The sequence below is a fragment of the Streptomyces sp. DH-12 genome (genome assembly GCF_002899455.1).
Classification (GTDB): Bacteria; Actinomycetota; Actinomycetes; order Streptomycetales; family Streptomycetaceae; genus Streptomyces.
The window spans coordinates 4,457,910-4,473,314 of record NZ_PPFB01000001.1; the positions used below are offsets into that span (position 1 = coordinate 4,457,910).

Consider the following 15,405-nt stretch of genomic DNA (forward strand, 5'->3'; position numbering starts at 1 on the left):
CCCTGGCGAAGGGGGCACCCCTTCCTCCCGTCCTCAGCCGCTCCGCGGCGGCAGCGCGGGACGGGACCGGTCGGGCACGTCGCCGTATCCGGGCGGAGAGGCGGGCGGTCCGGCCTCCAGCGCCTCCAGGGCGAGCCGTACGGCGTCGTCCAGGACCGCGTGCCGGCCCTCGGCCCAGTCCAGCGGGGTGCGCAGCGCCTCCAGGTCGGGGTCGACGCCCCGGTTCTCCACGGACCAGCCGTACGCGTCGAACCAGGCCGCGTTCATCGGCACCGTGATCACCGTGCCGTCGCCGAGCCGGTGCCGGCCGGTCATGCCGACCACGCCGCCCCAGGTGCGCTGCCCCACCACGGGCCCCAGCTTCAGCAGTTTGAACGCGGCGGTGATCATGTCGCCGTCGGAGCTGGTCGCCTCGTCCGCCAGCGCGACGACCGGTCCGCGCGGCGCGTTGGAGGCGTACGACACGGGCTGGGCGTCGCGGGTGAGGTCCCAGCCGATGATGGTGCGGGTCAGCTTCTCCACCACGAGTTCGCTGATGTGCCCGCCCGCGTTGCCGCGCACGTCCACGATGAGCGCGGGCCGGGACATCTCCATGCGCACGTCCCGGTTGAACTGCGCCCAGCCGGAGCCGCCCGTGTCGGGGATGTGCAGATACCCGCAGCGCCCGCCGCTCAGCTCCCGCACGACGGCGCGTCGTTTGGCGACCCAGTTCTGGTAGCGCAGGGGCGTCTCGTCGGCCAGCGGGACGACCGCCACCCGCCGGGGCGGGCCGTCGCCCGGAGCGGAGGGGCCCGAAGGGCCTTCCTCGGAAGGGCGGTGGGTGACGGGCGGGCGGAAGGTCAGCTCCACGGTCGTGCCGCCCGCGGCGGCGAGCAGCGGGTAGGGGCCGGCGACCGGGTCCACCGGGCGGCCGTCGACATGGGTGAGGACCGCGCCCTCGCGGATGCCGGCGCCGGCCAGCGGGGAGCGGGCGCGGGAGTCGGAGGATTCGCCGGGCAGGATCCGCTTCACCGTCCAACCCGCCTCGCGCGGCACCAGGTCGGCGCCGAGCAGTCCCTGGCGGCGCTGGTAGTGCGGGGGCCCCTCGTTGCGGCGGGCGGCGGTGACGTAGGCGTGCGAGGTGCCCAGTTCGCCGAGGACCTCGCGCAGCAGGTCGGCGAACTCGTCGGGGGAGGCGACCCGTTCGACCAGCGGACGGTACTGCTCCAGCACGCCGTCCCAGTCGATGCCGCACATGCCCGGGTCCCAGAAGTAGGCGCGGATCAGCCGCCCCGCCTCCGCGTACGCCTGGCGCCATTCGGCCGCCGGGTCGGCCTCGTGCTTGATGCGGCGCAGGTCGATCCACACGGTGGAGTCGCCGTCGCCCGGCTCGGTGGCGGGCACCGCGCGCAGCTCGCCCTCGTCGGCCACGACCAGCCGGGTGCCGTCGCCGCTCACCGCGAAGAAGTCGAGGTGGGTGACGAGGTCGGACTTCTTGGCCCTGGGGATGTCGAAGTACTCCAGGGTGGGCCGGCCGCTGGTGTCGTCGGGGTTGGCGAACGTCTCGCCGAGCGCACCCGAGATCGGCCAGCGCAGCCACACCAGCCCGCAGCCCGCGACCGGGTACAGCCCCGAGTACTTGGAGGCGGCCACCGGGAAGGGCGTCACCCTGCTCTCCAGGCCCTCCGCCTCCACGGTGACCGTGCCGCCCTCCTCGGTCTCCTCCTGCTCCACCGGGTCCAGGCCCCCGGCGGCGGGACGGCCCTCGGGGTTCAGCGCGAACGGCGAGGGCGTCGCCGAGGACAGCGGCACCAGGTACGGGCGGCAGCCCAGCGGGAAGGACAGGTCGCCGGTGTGCACGTCGTACACCGGGTCGAAGCCGCGCCAGGACAGGAACGCCAGATAGCGGCCGTCGCGGGTGAAGACCGGGTTCTCGTCCTCGAAGCGGCCGCCTGTGACGTCGAGGATCAGCCGGTCCTTGATCCGGGCGAGTTTGATCTGCCGCAGCGACCGCCCGATCACCGGGTGGGACCAGGCCAGCCAGGCCCCGTCGGGGGAGAAGGCGAGGTCGCGCACCGGGCCGTTGCCGGAGTGGATCAGCTCGGTGACCTCCTGCGCGGTCCCGTCCGTCGCCCCGTCGGTGTCCACCAGCAGCAGCCGCCCGTCGTGCGCGGCGACCGCGAGCCGCTGCCCCTCGGGGTCGACGGCCATCTCCAGCACCCGGCCCAGTTTCCCGGCGGCCAGCCTCCGGTGCGCGCGGTGGCCGGTCGCCCGGGGCAGCGAGGCGATCTCCACGGCGTCCTCGCCCTCGGCGTCCGTGACGTAGGCGACCTGGCCGCCCGCGCCGAGCATCTCCGGCAGCCGCACCCGTACGCCCGGGGTGTCGGTCAGGGTGCGGGCGGGGCCGTCGCGGTGGGTGAGCCAGTACAGGCTGCCGCGCACGACGACGGCGCTCGCGCGGCCGGTCTCGTCGACGGACAGGCCGTCCAGGTGCTGGGCGGCGGGCACCTGGTACGGGCGCCGGCCGGAGCGCGGACCGCTCAGCCGCACGTCGAGCCGGCGCGGCTTCGATCCGGGGGACAGGTCGTCCACGATCCACAGGTCGCCGGCGCACTGGTAGACGATCCGGGTGCCGTCGGTGGACGCGTGCCGGGCGTAGAAGGCGTCGTGGTCGGTGTGGCGGCGCAGGTCGGTGCCGTCGTACGCGCAGGAGTAGAGGTTGCCGATGCCCTCGTGGTCGGAGAGGAAGGCGATCCGGCCGCCGGCGAACACGGGGGAGTGGAGGTGGCCGTCGATCCCCTCCAGCAGGCGGTGCCCGTGCAGCCACAGCCGGCCGGTGGCGCCGCCCCGGTAGCGCTTCCAGGACGCCGGTTCGTGCGGCGGGGCGCCGGTGAGCAGCAGCGACCTGCGCTCGCCCGCGAGGTCGGCGACCTGGATGTCGGAGACCGGGCCCCAGGGCAGCTTGCGTCCGGGGCTGCCGTCGAGGCCCAGCTTGTAGGCCCAGGTGAAGTAGGAGAAGGGCTCGCCGTGCGAGGTGACGGCGAGGATCGCGGCGTGCCCCTGCTCGTCGGGCGGGGCCCAGCCGCAGACCCGGGTGTCGGAGCTGCCCCAGTACGTCAGCCGCCGGCCGGGTCCGCCGTCCACCGGCACCAGGTGCACCTCGGGGTCCAGGGTGCGCCAGCTCGTGTACGCGAGGTGGCGGCCGTCGGGGGAGAAGCGGGGGTGGCCGAGCTTGGTGCGGTCGGCGGTGAGCCGCCAGGCGCGGCCCGGCCCGTCCAGCGGGGCGAGCCAGAGGTCGTCCTCCGCCACGAAGCACAGCAGGTCGTCCTTGAGGTGCGGCAGACGCAGATAAGTCACCCTCCCCATGCTTTTCCGGGGGACGGACCGCAGCAACTTATGCCGGATTGACAACCGTGACGCAGAACACGAACGAAACCGTGTCGTTTCGTTAGAGGGTCGGGGTACCTTCTTCTCGTACGAAACCGTGTCGTTTCTTTGATGCGGTGAGACCGAGCGGAAAGGTGGTCGGCATGAGTGACATCGCGACGTCACGTCGCAGCCGGATCACCCCCGAGCGTGAGGCCGGCCTGTACCGGGCCGTGCTCGACCTGCTCCGTGAGGTCGGCTACGACGCCCTCACCATGGACGCCGTGGCCGCCCGCACCCGGTCCAGCAAGGCCACGCTCTACCGCCAGTGGGGCGGCAAGGCCGAACTGGTCGTCCGGGCGATGCGCAGCCAGAAACCGGGCAGCACCGCCGACGTGGACACCGGGTCCCTGAGGGGTGACCTGCACACCATCATCGGCCGCGAGGACGACTGCGTCATGGCGCAGAACGTCGCCCTCATGCGGGCCCTCGCCATGGCGGTGCACCAGAGCGACGACCTCCGTCAGGCGTTCCGCGAGCTGCTGGTGGAGCCGGAGATCGAGGAGTTCCGCCGGATCGTCGACCGCGCGGTCGAACGGGGCGAGGTCCGCGCGGACAGCCCGGCGCTGGACTACATCGTGCACATGCTCGTCGGCGCGTTCGCCACACGGACGCTGATCGACGAGCAGCCGCCCACGCAGGCGTTCCTCACCTCGTACATCGACGCCGTGGTGCTCCCCGCCCTCGGAGTCGCCCCACCCCACTGACCGCCCCACAGTCAGCCACTTCCTGACGTCACCTCCCCCATAGCCCGAAGGGCATGGGTGGTACCCCCAGCGTCGTCGGGCTGATCCGTCCTGCCCTGAAGCAACCACGACTGACCGGGAGTACGCCCTCGTGGCCACATTCCTCTACCGACTCGGCCGGTTCTCCTTCCGGAAACGGCACTTCGTCGCCCTCTTCTGGGTGGCGCTGCTGGCGCTCGCGGGCGTCGGCGCGGCCGGCGCGCCCGCGGCCGGCACCTCCTCCTTCTCCATCCCCGGCACCGAGGCCCAGAAGGCCTTCGACCTGCTGGAGGAACGCTTCCCCGGCGCCAGCGCCGACGGAGCCACCGCCCGTGTCGTCTTCAAGGCGCCCGACGGCGAGAAGATGACCGACCCCGGCAACAAGGCGGCGGTCCAGGAGACCGTCGGCGAGCTGTCCGACGGCGCCGAGGTCGCCCAGGTCACCGACCCGTACCGGACCGGCGGCGTCAGCCGGGACGGCACGATCGCCTACACCTCGGTGACCTACAAGGTCTCCGGGATGGAGCTGGAGGAGTCGACCCGCGAGGCCCTGAAGGCCGCCGGGGAGGACGCCCGCGACTCCGGGCTGACCGTCGAGATCGGCGGCGACGCCCTCCAGGCCATACCGGAGACCGGCACCGCGGAGATCATCGGCATCGGCGTCGCCGCCGTCGTGCTGGTCATCACCCTCGGCTCGCTGCTCGCCGCCGGGCTGCCGCTGCTCACCGCCATCGTCGGCGTCGGCATCGGCGTGGCCACCATCACCGCGCTGGCCAGCACGCTCGACCTGGGCTCCACCACCTCCATCCTGGCCTCGATGATCGGTCTCGCGGTCGGCATCGACTACGCCCTGTTCGTGGTCTCCCGCTACCGCGCCGAACTGGCCGAGGGACGCGGGCGCGAGGAGGCGGCCGGACGCGCCGCGGGCACCGCCGGCTCCGCGGTGGTCTTCGCCGGCCTGACCGTCATCATCGCCCTGGTGGGCCTGACCGTCGTCAACATCCCGATGCTGACGAAGATGGGCATCGCCGCCGCCGGCACGGTCGCCGTCGCGGTCCTCATCGCCCTCACCCTCATCCCCGCCGTGCTCGGCTACGCGGGCCGCCGCATCCGCCCCGCGGGCGAGAAGAGCAAGCTGCTCGGCGGCGGCCGCGCCGGGGACAAGGCGGACCGCCCCAACATGGGCACCCGCTGGGCGAGCTTCGTCGTCCGCCGTCCGCTGGCCGTGCTGCTGCTCGGCGTGGTCGGCCTCGGCGCCGCCGCGGTCCCGGCCGGCTCCCTGGAGCTGGGCCTGCCCGACGACGGCTCCCAGCCGACGTCCACCACCCAGCGCCGCGCCTACGACCTGCTCTCCGAGGGCTTCGGCCCCGGCTTCAACGGCCCGCTGATGGTCGTGGTCGACGCCAAGGGCAGCGACGACCCGCAGGCCGTGTTCCAGCAGGCCGGCGACGACATCAAGGCCCTCGACAACGTCGTGACCGTCGCCCCGGCGGCCCCCAACAAGGCCGGCGACACCGCGACGATCACCGTGATCCCGGACGCCAAGCCGTCCTCGGTCACCACCGAGGACCTGGTGCACGACATCCGTGCCGCGGGCGCCGACCTCAAGGCCGACAGCGGCGCCGACGTCCTCGTCACCGGCGCCACGGCGATGAACATCGACGTCTCGCAGAAGCTCAACGACGCGCTGGTGCCGTACCTGGTGCTGGTGGTCGGGCTCGCGTTCCTGCTGCTGATCGTGGTGTTCCGCTCGATCCTGGTCCCGCTGAAGGCGGCCCTCGGCTTCCTGCTCTCCGTGCTGGCGGCCCTCGGCGCGGTCGTCGCGGTCTACCAGTGGGGCTGGCTGTCCGGCCTGATGGGCGTCGAGGAGACCGGCCCGATCATGTCGATGATGCCGCTCTTCATGGTCGGCGTGGTCTTCGGACTGGCCATGGACTACGAGGTCTTCCTCGTGACCCGCATCCGCGAGGCCCACATCCACGGCGAGAAGCCGAGCCAGGCGGTGGTCACCGGATTCCGGTACAGCGCCCGGGTGGTGACCGCCGCGGCGGTCATCATGATCGCGGTGTTCTCCGGGTTCATCGGGTCCAGCGACTCCATGGTCAAGATGATCGGCTTCGGCCTCGCGATCGCCGTCCTCTTCGACGCGTTCGTGGTCCGCATGGCCATCGTCCCGGCCGTCCTGGCGCTGCTCGGCGACAAGGCCTGGTGGCTGCCGAAGTGGATGGACCGCGCCCTGCCCAACGTGGACGTCGAGGGCGAGAGCCTCGCCGTGCACGACGGCACGGCGGACAGGGACGACGAGGACAAGGAACTCGTCCGCGCCTGACGGCACGGACGGTCACGACCAGCCGGTGAGGGCTCCGTGGGGACGGGGCGCCCTCACCGGCTTCCTCGTTCCGTCCGCCGCACGGAACGAGGCCGCGTGTCGTGCGCTCCGGCGCAGCGGCGCGCGGGGCCCCCGGGCGTGGCGCGGAAACCCCGTGGCCGGCGGGGGTCCGGTGACGGCGTCCGCCGACCCGCCGCCCCGGCACCCGTGCGCCGGTCACCGGGCCGGAAGGCGACGCCTCGCCCGTGCGGGCGGGCGCGTGCGGCATGCAGGCGGGAGGCGCACCCTGGAACCAGAGGAAATCCGGAGGTGATCCGTCATGATGCACACCGCAGTGGGATGGCACGTGGAGCTGGAGTTCATGGAGGACGACCAGCACACCCGCGCCGCCGCGATGGTCCGGCTGCCCGACGGGTCCGAGGTACGCGCCCACGGGCACGCGTCCCGGCACTACACCGACGCCAATCAGCCGCGGGTCGGGGAGGAGATCGCCGGCGCCCGGGCCCTGAACGAGCTCGCCATGCAGATGCTCGACAAGGCGCACCGCGAGATCGACGACGCGTCCGGCCGTGTCTCCCACCCGATCCACGTCTAGGAACGCGTGACGCACTCCCGCACCGCGCGGATCAGCGCCTGGGCCCTGGGGTCCGCCGTCACCGTCCTGCGGAAGCCGTTGGTGACGTAGCCGAAGGCGACGCCGGACTCCGGGTCGGCGAAGCCGAGGGAGCCGCCGCGGCCGGGGTGGCCGAAGGAGCCCGGGGCCAGGAAGGGGGAGGCGGTGCCGTGCAGCATGTAGCCGAGCCCGAAGCGGGTGCCCACCACCAGGACCCGGTCGGGGCCCGCGGACTCCTCGGCGCGGGCGCGCTCCACCGTGGCCGGGGCGAGCAGGCGCACGCCGTCGACCGGGCCGACGAGCGACGCGTAGAAGCGGGCCAGCCCGTCCGCCGTCGCGATGCCGTTCGCGGCGGGCAGGGCGGCCGCGTGGAACGCCGGGTCGTTCTGGTCCGGGGACGGTGCGATCGCGTCGAAGGCGCGGCGGGTGAGGGAGGCCGGGTCGGCGTAGGCGGCGGTGACCGACCGTTTGGGCCGGGCGCGCAGCGCCCCTGACGGTTCGGGCGCCTCGGTCCTGCCGACCCGGCCGACGCGGTGCGCCTCGGCGTCCGGGAGACCGATCCACAGGTCCAGGCCCAGCGGGGCGGCGATCTCGGTCGCTGTCCAGTCGCCGGCGCCCCGGCCCGTCACCCGGCGCACCAGCTCGTCCACCAGCCAGCCGTACGTCAGCGCGTGGTAGCCGTGGTCCGTGCCCGGCTCCCACACCGGGGCCTGCGCGGCGACCGCCACGGCGGCGCGCCGCGGGTCGGCCGCCTCGGCGAAGTCCAGCGGACGGTCCAGCACCGGCAGTCCCGCCCGGTGCCCGAGGACGTGCCGGACCAGCACGCCCTCCTTGCCGTGCGCCTTGAACTCCGGCCAGTACCGGCCGACCGGCGCGTCCAGGTCCAGCAGCCCGCGCTCGTGCAGCATCAGCAGCGCGGCGGCCGCGACGCCCTTGGTGGCCGACCGGACGACCTGGGCGGTGTCCCGCTGCCAGGGTCCGTCGCCGTCGACGTCCTTGGTCCCGGCCCACAGGTCCACGACCCGGCGCCCGTCCCGGTACACGGCGAGCGCCGCCCCCCGCTCCCCGAGCCGCTCGAAGTTCCGGGCGAACGCCTCCCGGACCGGTTCGTACCCGTCGGCCACCGTGCCGTGCACGTCGACGTCCACGTCCTGTGTTCCTTCCACTCGCCTGCGACAGTGGGTGCAACCGCGCCGCCGCGCCTGCGATTCCAGGGCGCGGTGCGCTCGTCACCCACGGACGGACAGCACCGGCACGCCGCTCGGAAGCGCGGATTCCGATTTGGGTGCACGATGGGACGGGGGTGGGCAGACGGCCGGCAAGCCTGGGAAGCCTTGACAGGCGCACGACGCAGCGTAAGGGGCCCACCGATGTCCGTGATCGAGCAGTACGCGCGAGTCCACATCGTGACGGACGCGGCCCCCCTGCCGGAGAGTCACAGGACCGTCCCCGTGACGCTGCGGTACGACCCCGAGGCCGACCCCCGTCACGTGCGGGTCGCCCTCCCCGGGGCGGTGCCCCGCGAGTGGGTCGTCGAACGGGACCTGCTGGAACACGGCCTCACCGCGCCCGTGGACCGCGACGGCACACGGGTGTGGCCGTGCGGCCGGGCGCAGACGGTCGTGGAGTTCCACAGCGGCCGGGGCCACTCGGTCGTCGAGTTCGACACCAAGACCCTGTCCCGCTTCCTCAACCTCACCCGCGTGCCGGCGGCCCAGCCGGTCCCCCACTGACCGGCGGGGCGTCCCGGACCCGCACCGCCCGGCTCCCTCAGCCGCCCGCCTTCAGCAGGGCCGCCACGATCGGGCCCGCCGTGGAGCCGCCGTGGCCGGCGGACTGGACGACGGCGGCCGCCGCCAGGTCGCCGCGGTAGGCGGTGAACCAGCCGTTGGGTTTCTTCTGCCCGTCCACCTCGGCCGACCCCGTCTTGGCGCCCCGCTCACCGTCCACCCCGGCCATCGCCTCCGCGGCGGTGCCGCTGGTCGCGGTGTACGCCATCAGCTCCCGCACCTGCGCCAGCGTCCTGGCGGACAGCGTGCGCGGCGCCTTCGCCAGCCGGCGCCCGTCCACCTCCGGCGACACCAGGTACGGCTGGTGGAACACCCCCGCCTTGACCGTCGCCGACACCGACGCCATGTTCAGCGGGTTCATCCGCACCCCGCCCTGGCCTATCAGCGACGCGGCCATCGGGGCCTTCGACTGCACGGGCACCGAGCCGTCGAAGGTGGACACGCCGACCTGCCAGTCGTTCCGGCCGAGACCGTAGTAGTCCCGGGCGTGCTCGGTGAGGTCGTCGTCCTCCAGCTTCGGGGCCTGGCTGATGAAGGCGGTGTTGCAGGAGCGGGCGAAGCTCGCGCGGAACGTGCCGTCCTTGATCTGGAACTTGTCGAGGTTCTGGAACTTCCAGCCGCCGTAGCTGAAGTACTTGGGGCACGGGTGCTTCTTGTCCATGGACGCGAGGCCCTTCTCGATCAGCATCGAGGAGGTGACCACCTTCATGGTGGAGCCCGGCGCCAGCGATCCCTGGAAGGCGACGTTGAAGCCGCGCGAGGAGTTCGCCACCGCGAGTATCTCGCCGGTCGACGGCCGCAGCACCACCACCGACGCCCGCTTCCTCTTCGCCACCTCGGCCTCGGCGACCGCCTGCAGGGACGGGTTCAGCGTGGTCCTCACCGTGCCCGGCGTGCCCTCGCTCAGCTCCAGCAGGGTCGTGTCGGACAGCTCCGCCTTCTTCGACGCCTCGCCGCGCACCACGCGCAGCTCCACGCCGGCCCGGCCGCCCGCCTTCTCGCCGTACTTCGCGCGCAGCCCGTCCAGCACGGACCCGAGGGACGGGTACGTCGCCGTGGTCAGCTCGCCGCCGTCGCGGTCCAGCGCCTTCACCGGCGGGGTGCCCGCCTCACCGGTGACCAGCCTGTCGCCCTCCCTGAGCTCCGGGTGCAGCACGGAAGGCCGCCAGTCGACGCGCGGCTCCCCGTCCCCGGCCCGGCGCACCACGTGCAGCGTGCTGTCGTACGCCAGCGGCTTCGACGACTGCTCGTACGCCACCGTGCCCTTGACGGAGAAGGTGACCGTGTCCTGGGCGGGGGCGCCCGGGGTGAGGGCGAGGTTCCGGACGCGGGCGTCCTTGACGTACGAGGTGAGCGCCGCCTTGGCGGCCGCCGGGTCGTCGGTCGCGGCGGCGGCCTCGGCGACCTGGCCGGACTGCCAGGCGGTCAGGAACCGCTCGGCGGCGGCGGTGACCTCGTCGGCCGACAGCGGCCCCGACTTCACGGTCTCCGCCTGCGTGGTGGTGTCCCCGCCGTCCTGTCCGGCGCCGCCGACGAGCGCGTACGCGCCGTAGCCGGCGCCACCCATGATCACGGCCATCGCCGCGCCGATCACGACCGGCCTGACACTCCGCCGGTCCCCGGCGTGCCCTCTGTTCCCCACTGCTGTCCGTTCCTCCGTCGCCCCGCCCCGGCCCCCCGCGGCCCGCGTGGCTCTCGATCGCGTCAAGGCCGTCGTCGGCGCTGCTGCGCCGACGACGGCCCCCACCCTAAAGTCCCGCCGGACGGGCCGTGCGCTCAGCCGCCCGCTCGTAGCACGGCTGCGACAATCGGCCCCGCCGCGTCGCCGCCGTGGCCGCCCTGCTGCGCCATGGCCGCCGCCGCGACGTCGTCGCGGAAGCCGGTGAACCAGCTGTCCGACGTGGCGTTGCCGTCGACCTCCGCGGAACCGGTCTTCGCGCCGATGTCACCGCCCAGGCCGGACATCGCCCGCTGCGCGGTGCCCTGGGTGGCGGTGAGCCGCATCATCTCCTTGAGCTGCGCGGCCGTACCCGCCGGCAGGCCCTTCGCCTGCGCGAGCTGCCGGCCGTCCAGCTCGGGGGAGACCAGGTACGGCTGGCGGAAGGCGCCGGTGACGGCGGTGGCCGTCACGGAGGCCATGGTCAGCGGGTTCATCTGCACCTGGCCCTGGCCGATGGCGTTCGCCGCCCGGTCCGGACCGCCGACGGCCGGCACGCTGCCGTCGAAGGAGGCGATGCCGGTCTTCCAGTCGTCCCGGCCGAGCCCGAACCGCTCCTGCGCCTCCTGGGTGAGCGAGGCGTCGGTGAGCGGCTCCTCGTCGATCAGCTTGATGAAGGCGGTGTTGCAGGAGCGCAGGAAGCTGTCGGCGAGGGTGGCGCCCTCGTTCGGCGCCATGCCGGTGAGGTTCTTGAAGGTCTGGCTCTTCCAGACCGCGGTGTCCGTGCAGGGCGCGGGGCCGTTCATGGAGGTCACGCCGTTGTCGATGAGCATCGCGGCGGTGATGATCTTCATGGTGGAGCCGGGGGCGACCTGGCCCTGGAAGGCCGCGTTGAAGCCGTCGTCGCGGTGGTTGGCCACGGCCAGCACCTCGCCGGTGCTGGGCTTCAGCGCCACCACCGACGACTCGGGGTACGCCCGCACCGCCTTCTCGGCGGCCGCCTGCACCCCGGCGCTGAGCGTGGTGCGCAGCGTGCCCGGCTCGCCCGCGGCGAGGGTGAGCAGCGGGGTGTCCGCCTCGTCGGCCGCGTGCCGGATCGACAGCTCGACGGCCGGGCTGCCGCCCGCCTCGTCGCCGTACTTCTGCCGCAGGGTGTCCAGGACCGGTCCGAGGGAGGGGTACTTCTCCTTCGTCAGCACGGTGCCGTCGCGGTCCACCGCCTCGATGGGCGGCTGCGCGGACTCGCCGGTGACGAGGGTGTCGCCGTCCCTCAGGTCCGGGTGGACGACGGACGGCGCCCAGTCGACCAGCGCGCGGCCGGTGGTCTCGCCGCGCACGACGGTCAGCGTGCTGGTGTAGCGCAGGGACTCGGAGACGCCGTCGAAGGAGACGGTCGCCTTCACCGTGAACGGCACGGTGGTGCCGCGCGGGGCGCCCGGCGTGATGTCGACCCGGCCGATCCGCGCCTCCTCGCCGTACGCGGTCAGCAGCGCGCCGGCGTCCTGCGCGTCGTTCGTGTACGACGCGGCCTCGGCGGCCCGCCCCGTCTCCCAGGCGCCGAAGAACGCCTCGGTCGTCTCACGCACCTCGTCCCGGTCCGGGGGCCCCGACTTCGGCGTGTCCGACGCGGCGGAACCGCCGCCCCCGCCGCCGACGGCCGAGACGATGTTGTACGCCCCGTACCCGGCCCCGCCGACCATCACGGCGAACACGCCGCCTATGACGGCGACCTTGACCCCCCTGCCCATCGGCCGATCCCTCCCCCCGGCCGGGCCCCGCATCTCCTGAACGCGTTCAAAAGCACCGGCACGTGCCGAACTCTATGCGCTGCCCGCACCCGACGGGGCCTGAGTTCTGGATCGTTGTCCCAAAGAGACCCGTGCCGGGCGGTCCCGCCTCGCGAGCCCGGCGTGAGGGGCCGACCGCCACGGCACGGAGGGGAGTCCGTCTTCGGTGACCCGGACACCCGGGGCACTTCCGGCACGCAGACGGTGACCGCGGCCCGTCTCCACGGCACCGCCACCGCCCGGGCCTGGGACCGGCTCCACCCGCGACTGACCCATCGCTCGGCCTGGACCGCTGAGCCGGGCGCCCTGCCGGTGATCGGGGGGACCGTGATCCGTCCGCGGGCCGGGCATCTGCCCAGGGGCGCGACGCCCGAGCCGGTATGGCTGTGGTGACCGGGCGCCGGCACCGCCACAGCCGGCGTCGACCGTCCGTGGCAGGCGTCTCTGCGCCGCTTCGGCATCGAGCACACCTTCCGCCTGTTCGAGCAGGCCTGGGCCGGACCTGTCCGAAGAACCGCACCCCCGAGGTCGCTGACCGCTGGACCTGGCTGATCGTCGCAGCCTTCACCCGGCTCCGGCCCGCCCGGCCGCCGGCGGCGGACCTCCGGCGGCCGGGGGAGAAGCCGATGCCGCCCGCCGGACTCGCCCCGCCCGCGTCCGTCGCGACGTCCGGCGCCTCCGGCCGAAGGCCGCCTGCCCGGCCGGAGCACCGAAATCCTTCCGGCCCGGCCCGGGGCGGCCACCCGGCCGCAGGGACCACCGGCCCACCGCACGCCATGACGCGCACACCGTCCGCGAACCCGGCCCCGCGGAGCGACGCACGAAGAAGTCCACGACCCCACGTTCCCGCCGCACAGCAGCGGCATACCGCGACCACGGCAACCACCACCGCCCAGTAGCGTCCCTCCGGCGCCTCCCGGCGCCTCCCGGCGGCCCCCGGGTCCCTCAGACGCGGTCCTGGAAGACGATGTACCAGGGGTACGTCCCCACCACGGCGCCGTCGGCCGTCACGGCCTCCAGCGTGTAGAAGTACGTGTTCCCCTTCGTCGCCGTGGCGTCCTCCCACGTCCGGGCGTCCGCCGGGAGCAGTCCGTCGTGCTGGGGCTCGTACGCCTTGGTCGCCGGGTTCCACCGGCTCACGCGGTAGCCGGTGACCGTGGCGCAGCGGGCCGTGTCGGTGCACTGCCAGTCGACGGACGGACGGGTGGCCGTCCGGTTGTGGCCCGGACCGCCGAGGCTCCAGTCCCGGGTGACGGTCACGGACGGCCGGACATCGAGCTCGGTGGCCTCGACCACGGTGACCTTCGGGTCGCTCGGGCGCAGCGCGTTGCCCCAGTGGTCCTTGGCCGTCACCGCGTACACGTGCGTCTCGCCGTCCGGCAGGTTGCCGCAGAGGATCGCCAGCCAGTTGCCCGTGCCCTCCCAGCAGGTGTCCGGGCCGAGCCACTTGACCGTGCCGTCGGCCTGCCGGACGCCCTTCCACACCACGTACTCGTCGATGTCGTCCTCTGGCGAGGCGGCCCAGCTCACCAGCATGCCGTCGTCGCGCGGGGTGACCTTCACGCCGGTGACCGGGCCGGGCGGCACGCTGTCGCCGGTGCGGACGACGAGCGGGGCGGAGTACGCCGACTCGTTGCCGTCCGGGTCCACTGCCGTGACGGCGTACGTCACGTACGTGTTCACGGGCATGTCCCGGTCGACGCACGCGCCCCTGTTGCTCGCCTCGTCGCTCCCCTCGTCGGCGCAGGTCACCTCGGTGCGGGCGGCCGGGTCGAAGGTCTTGCCGGGCGAGCGGTACACGCGGTAGTGCCCGCCGTTGCCGAAGTCCTCGGACCAGCGGCCGCCAGGCGCCGTCCAGTACACCGCGGTGTAGCCGGGACGGGCGAGGGAGTTCAGGCCGGCCGGGGACCCCGGCGGCGTACGGTCGACGCCGTCGCCGGTGACTGCGGCATACGCCCCCGGGTTGCCGAGCGCGTCGACGCCGCGGACGCGGTAGTACTGGTTCGCGTTCACGGGGGCGTCGGTCCGGTAGGACGTCGTGGTCGTCGTGCCCAGCAGCTCGAACGGGCCGGTGGCCGAGGAGGCCGCGTACACCTGGTACTTCGCGGCGTCGCCGACGGCCTGCCAGTTCAGGGTGGCCCACCAGGCGTCGCTGACGACCGTGAGGCCGGCCGGGGCGGCCGGGCCGGTGCGGTCGGCGGTGGTGGCGGTCACGTCGAGGCTGCCGGTGGACTCGCGGCCGGCCTTGTCGACGGCTCGGACCTCGTACAGGAAGGTCTGGCCGGTGGCGGGCGGGGCGTCGACGAAGGACCGGGTGGTCAGCAGGGACGCTCCGCTGACCCTGGCCCAGCTGGTGGTGCTCAGCCGGCGGTACACGCGGTACCCGGCGATGTCCATCTCCTTGTTGGCGGCCCAGCGCAGGGTGGTCCTGGCCGTCGCCCGGTCGTACGCGGCGGTGAGGCCGGTCGGGGCGAGCGGCTTGACCCTGTCGACGGCGGCCTGGGTGCGCGGGGCGTACGTGAAGGCGGCGGAGGCGTAGCCGGTCCAGGCGACGTAGTCCACGCGGATCGTGTGCTTGCCGGCCGGGATGGTGAGGTCGACGGTCCTGCGGGCGGTGGTGGAGACGTTCTTCCACAGGTCGATCTTCCGTACACCGTCGACGTAGACGCGCATGCCGTCCTGCGTGGCGGCGGAGAGCCGGAAGGGGCCGCCGGAGCCGAAGTCACGGCTGAGGGACCAACGGACGGAGAAGTTGTCCTTGGGCAGCGTGACGCCGGCCGGGTCGCCGTACCCGTATTTCTCGCTGATGACGGTGTCGCAGACGGTGAGCTTCGGCGTGCCGCTGAAGGTGGCGTTGCCGAAGTACTGCGCCCGCCAGGCGGGAGAGGCGCAGGTGACCGCCGCGGCGGCGGGGGCGGCGGTGATCAGGCCGCCGGTGGTGGCGAGCGCGGCCGTCGCGGCCAGCGCGGACAGCCGGGTACGAGTCATCACGGAGAAAGGGCCCCTTCCGGACCAAGGCGGATCACGTGCACGGTCAGACGCTTGTGTGACTGGTGAGCCGGGGGCAGGGTTGTCCCCGGCTCACGCACGTTTTCCGGG

9 protein-coding genes and 1 pseudogene are annotated in these 15,405 nt (G+C 73.5%); 5 read left to right on the top strand and 5 right to left on the bottom strand.

Translation table 11 applies throughout. The features are described 5' to 3' along the window. Positions 1-33: 33 nt before the first annotated feature. Positions 34-3,336 (bottom strand): S41 family peptidase, encoded by a 3,303-nt coding sequence (locus C1708_RS19080; RefSeq protein WP_106413811.1) that lies wholly within the window; start codon positions 3,334-3,336, stop codon positions 34-36. A gap of 173 nt (positions 3,337-3,509) precedes the next feature. On the opposite strand from C1708_RS19080, the gene C1708_RS19085 reads away from it, so the two are divergent. The 3 genes from C1708_RS19085 (at position 3,510) to C1708_RS19095 (ending at position 7,054) form a co-directional block, all read left to right on the top strand. Then, positions 3,510-4,112, top strand: a complete 603-nt coding sequence (locus C1708_RS19085; RefSeq protein WP_106413812.1) for a TetR/AcrR family transcriptional regulator — start codon at positions 3,510-3,512, stop codon at positions 4,110-4,112. 130 nt (positions 4,113-4,242) lie between these two features. Beyond that, a complete protein-coding gene (locus C1708_RS19090) occupies positions 4,243-6,459 on the top strand; it encodes an MMPL family transporter (RefSeq protein ID WP_106413813.1) in 2,217 nt (738 codons plus the stop codon). A 319-nt stretch (positions 6,460-6,778) separates the two neighbouring features. Then, on the top strand, positions 6,779-7,054 hold the full coding sequence (locus C1708_RS19095; RefSeq protein ID WP_106413814.1) for a DUF1876 domain-containing protein: 276 nt from the start codon (positions 6,779-6,781) through the stop codon (positions 7,052-7,054). On the opposite strand, the gene C1708_RS19100 is transcribed toward C1708_RS19095, so the two are convergent. Further along, a complete protein-coding gene (locus tag C1708_RS19100; protein WP_106413815.1) occupies positions 7,051-8,220 on the bottom strand; it encodes a serine hydrolase domain-containing protein in 1,170 nt (389 codons plus the stop codon). The genes C1708_RS19095 and C1708_RS19100 overlap by 4 nt on opposite strands. 222 nt (positions 8,221-8,442) lie before the next feature. On the opposite strand from C1708_RS19100, the gene C1708_RS19105 reads away from it, so the two are divergent. Beyond that, a complete protein-coding gene (locus C1708_RS19105; protein ID WP_106413816.1) occupies positions 8,443-8,805 on the top strand; it encodes an SsgA family sporulation/cell division regulator in 363 nt (120 codons plus the stop codon). 37 nt (positions 8,806-8,842) lie between these two features. Here C1708_RS19105 and C1708_RS19110 read toward each other — a convergent pair whose 3' ends face one another. Together C1708_RS19110 and C1708_RS19115 are read right to left on the bottom strand one after the other, a co-directional pair. Further along, positions 8,843-10,504, bottom strand: a complete 1,662-nt coding sequence (locus tag C1708_RS19110; protein WP_106413817.1) for a penicillin-binding transpeptidase domain-containing protein — start codon at positions 10,502-10,504, stop codon at positions 8,843-8,845. 134 nt (positions 10,505-10,638) lie between these two features. Then, positions 10,639-12,267 (bottom strand): penicillin-binding transpeptidase domain-containing protein, encoded by a 1,629-nt coding sequence (locus tag C1708_RS19115; RefSeq protein WP_106413818.1) that lies wholly within the window; start codon positions 12,265-12,267, stop codon positions 10,639-10,641. A gap of 135 nt (positions 12,268-12,402) precedes the next feature. Here C1708_RS19115 and C1708_RS35135 point away from each other — a divergent pair. Continuing rightward, positions 12,403-13,162, top strand: a pseudogene (locus C1708_RS35135) (NF041680 family putative transposase); the annotation flags it as partial. An 89-nt stretch (positions 13,163-13,251) separates the two neighbouring features. Here the strand turns inward: C1708_RS35135 and C1708_RS19125 are convergent. Next, positions 13,252-15,294, bottom strand: coding sequence for a fibronectin type III domain-containing protein (locus C1708_RS19125; protein ID WP_106413819.1), 2,043 nt, complete (start codon positions 15,292-15,294; stop codon positions 13,252-13,254). Between the last annotated feature and the right edge of the window lie 111 nt (positions 15,295-15,405).

What these genes read in the sequence shown, in the direction of transcription:
- C1708_RS19085 (WP_106413812.1), top strand. Translation starts at nt 3,510, where the DNA reads ATGAGTGACATCGCGACGTCACGTCGCAGCCGGATCACCCCCGAGCGT.
- C1708_RS19095 (WP_106413814.1), top strand. Translation starts at nt 6,779, where the DNA reads ATGATGCACACCGCAGTGGGATGGCACGTGGAGCTGGAGTTCATGGAG.
- C1708_RS19105 (WP_106413816.1), top strand. Translation starts at nt 8,443, where the DNA reads ATGTCCGTGATCGAGCAGTACGCGCGAGTCCACATCGTGACGGACGCG.
- C1708_RS19115 (WP_106413818.1), bottom strand. Translation starts at nt 12,267, where the DNA reads ATGGGCAGGGGGGTCAAGGTCGCCGTCATAGGCGGCGTGTTCGCCGTG.
- C1708_RS19125 (WP_106413819.1), bottom strand. Translation starts at nt 15,294, where the DNA reads ATGACTCGTACCCGGCTGTCCGCGCTGGCCGCGACGGCCGCGCTCGCC.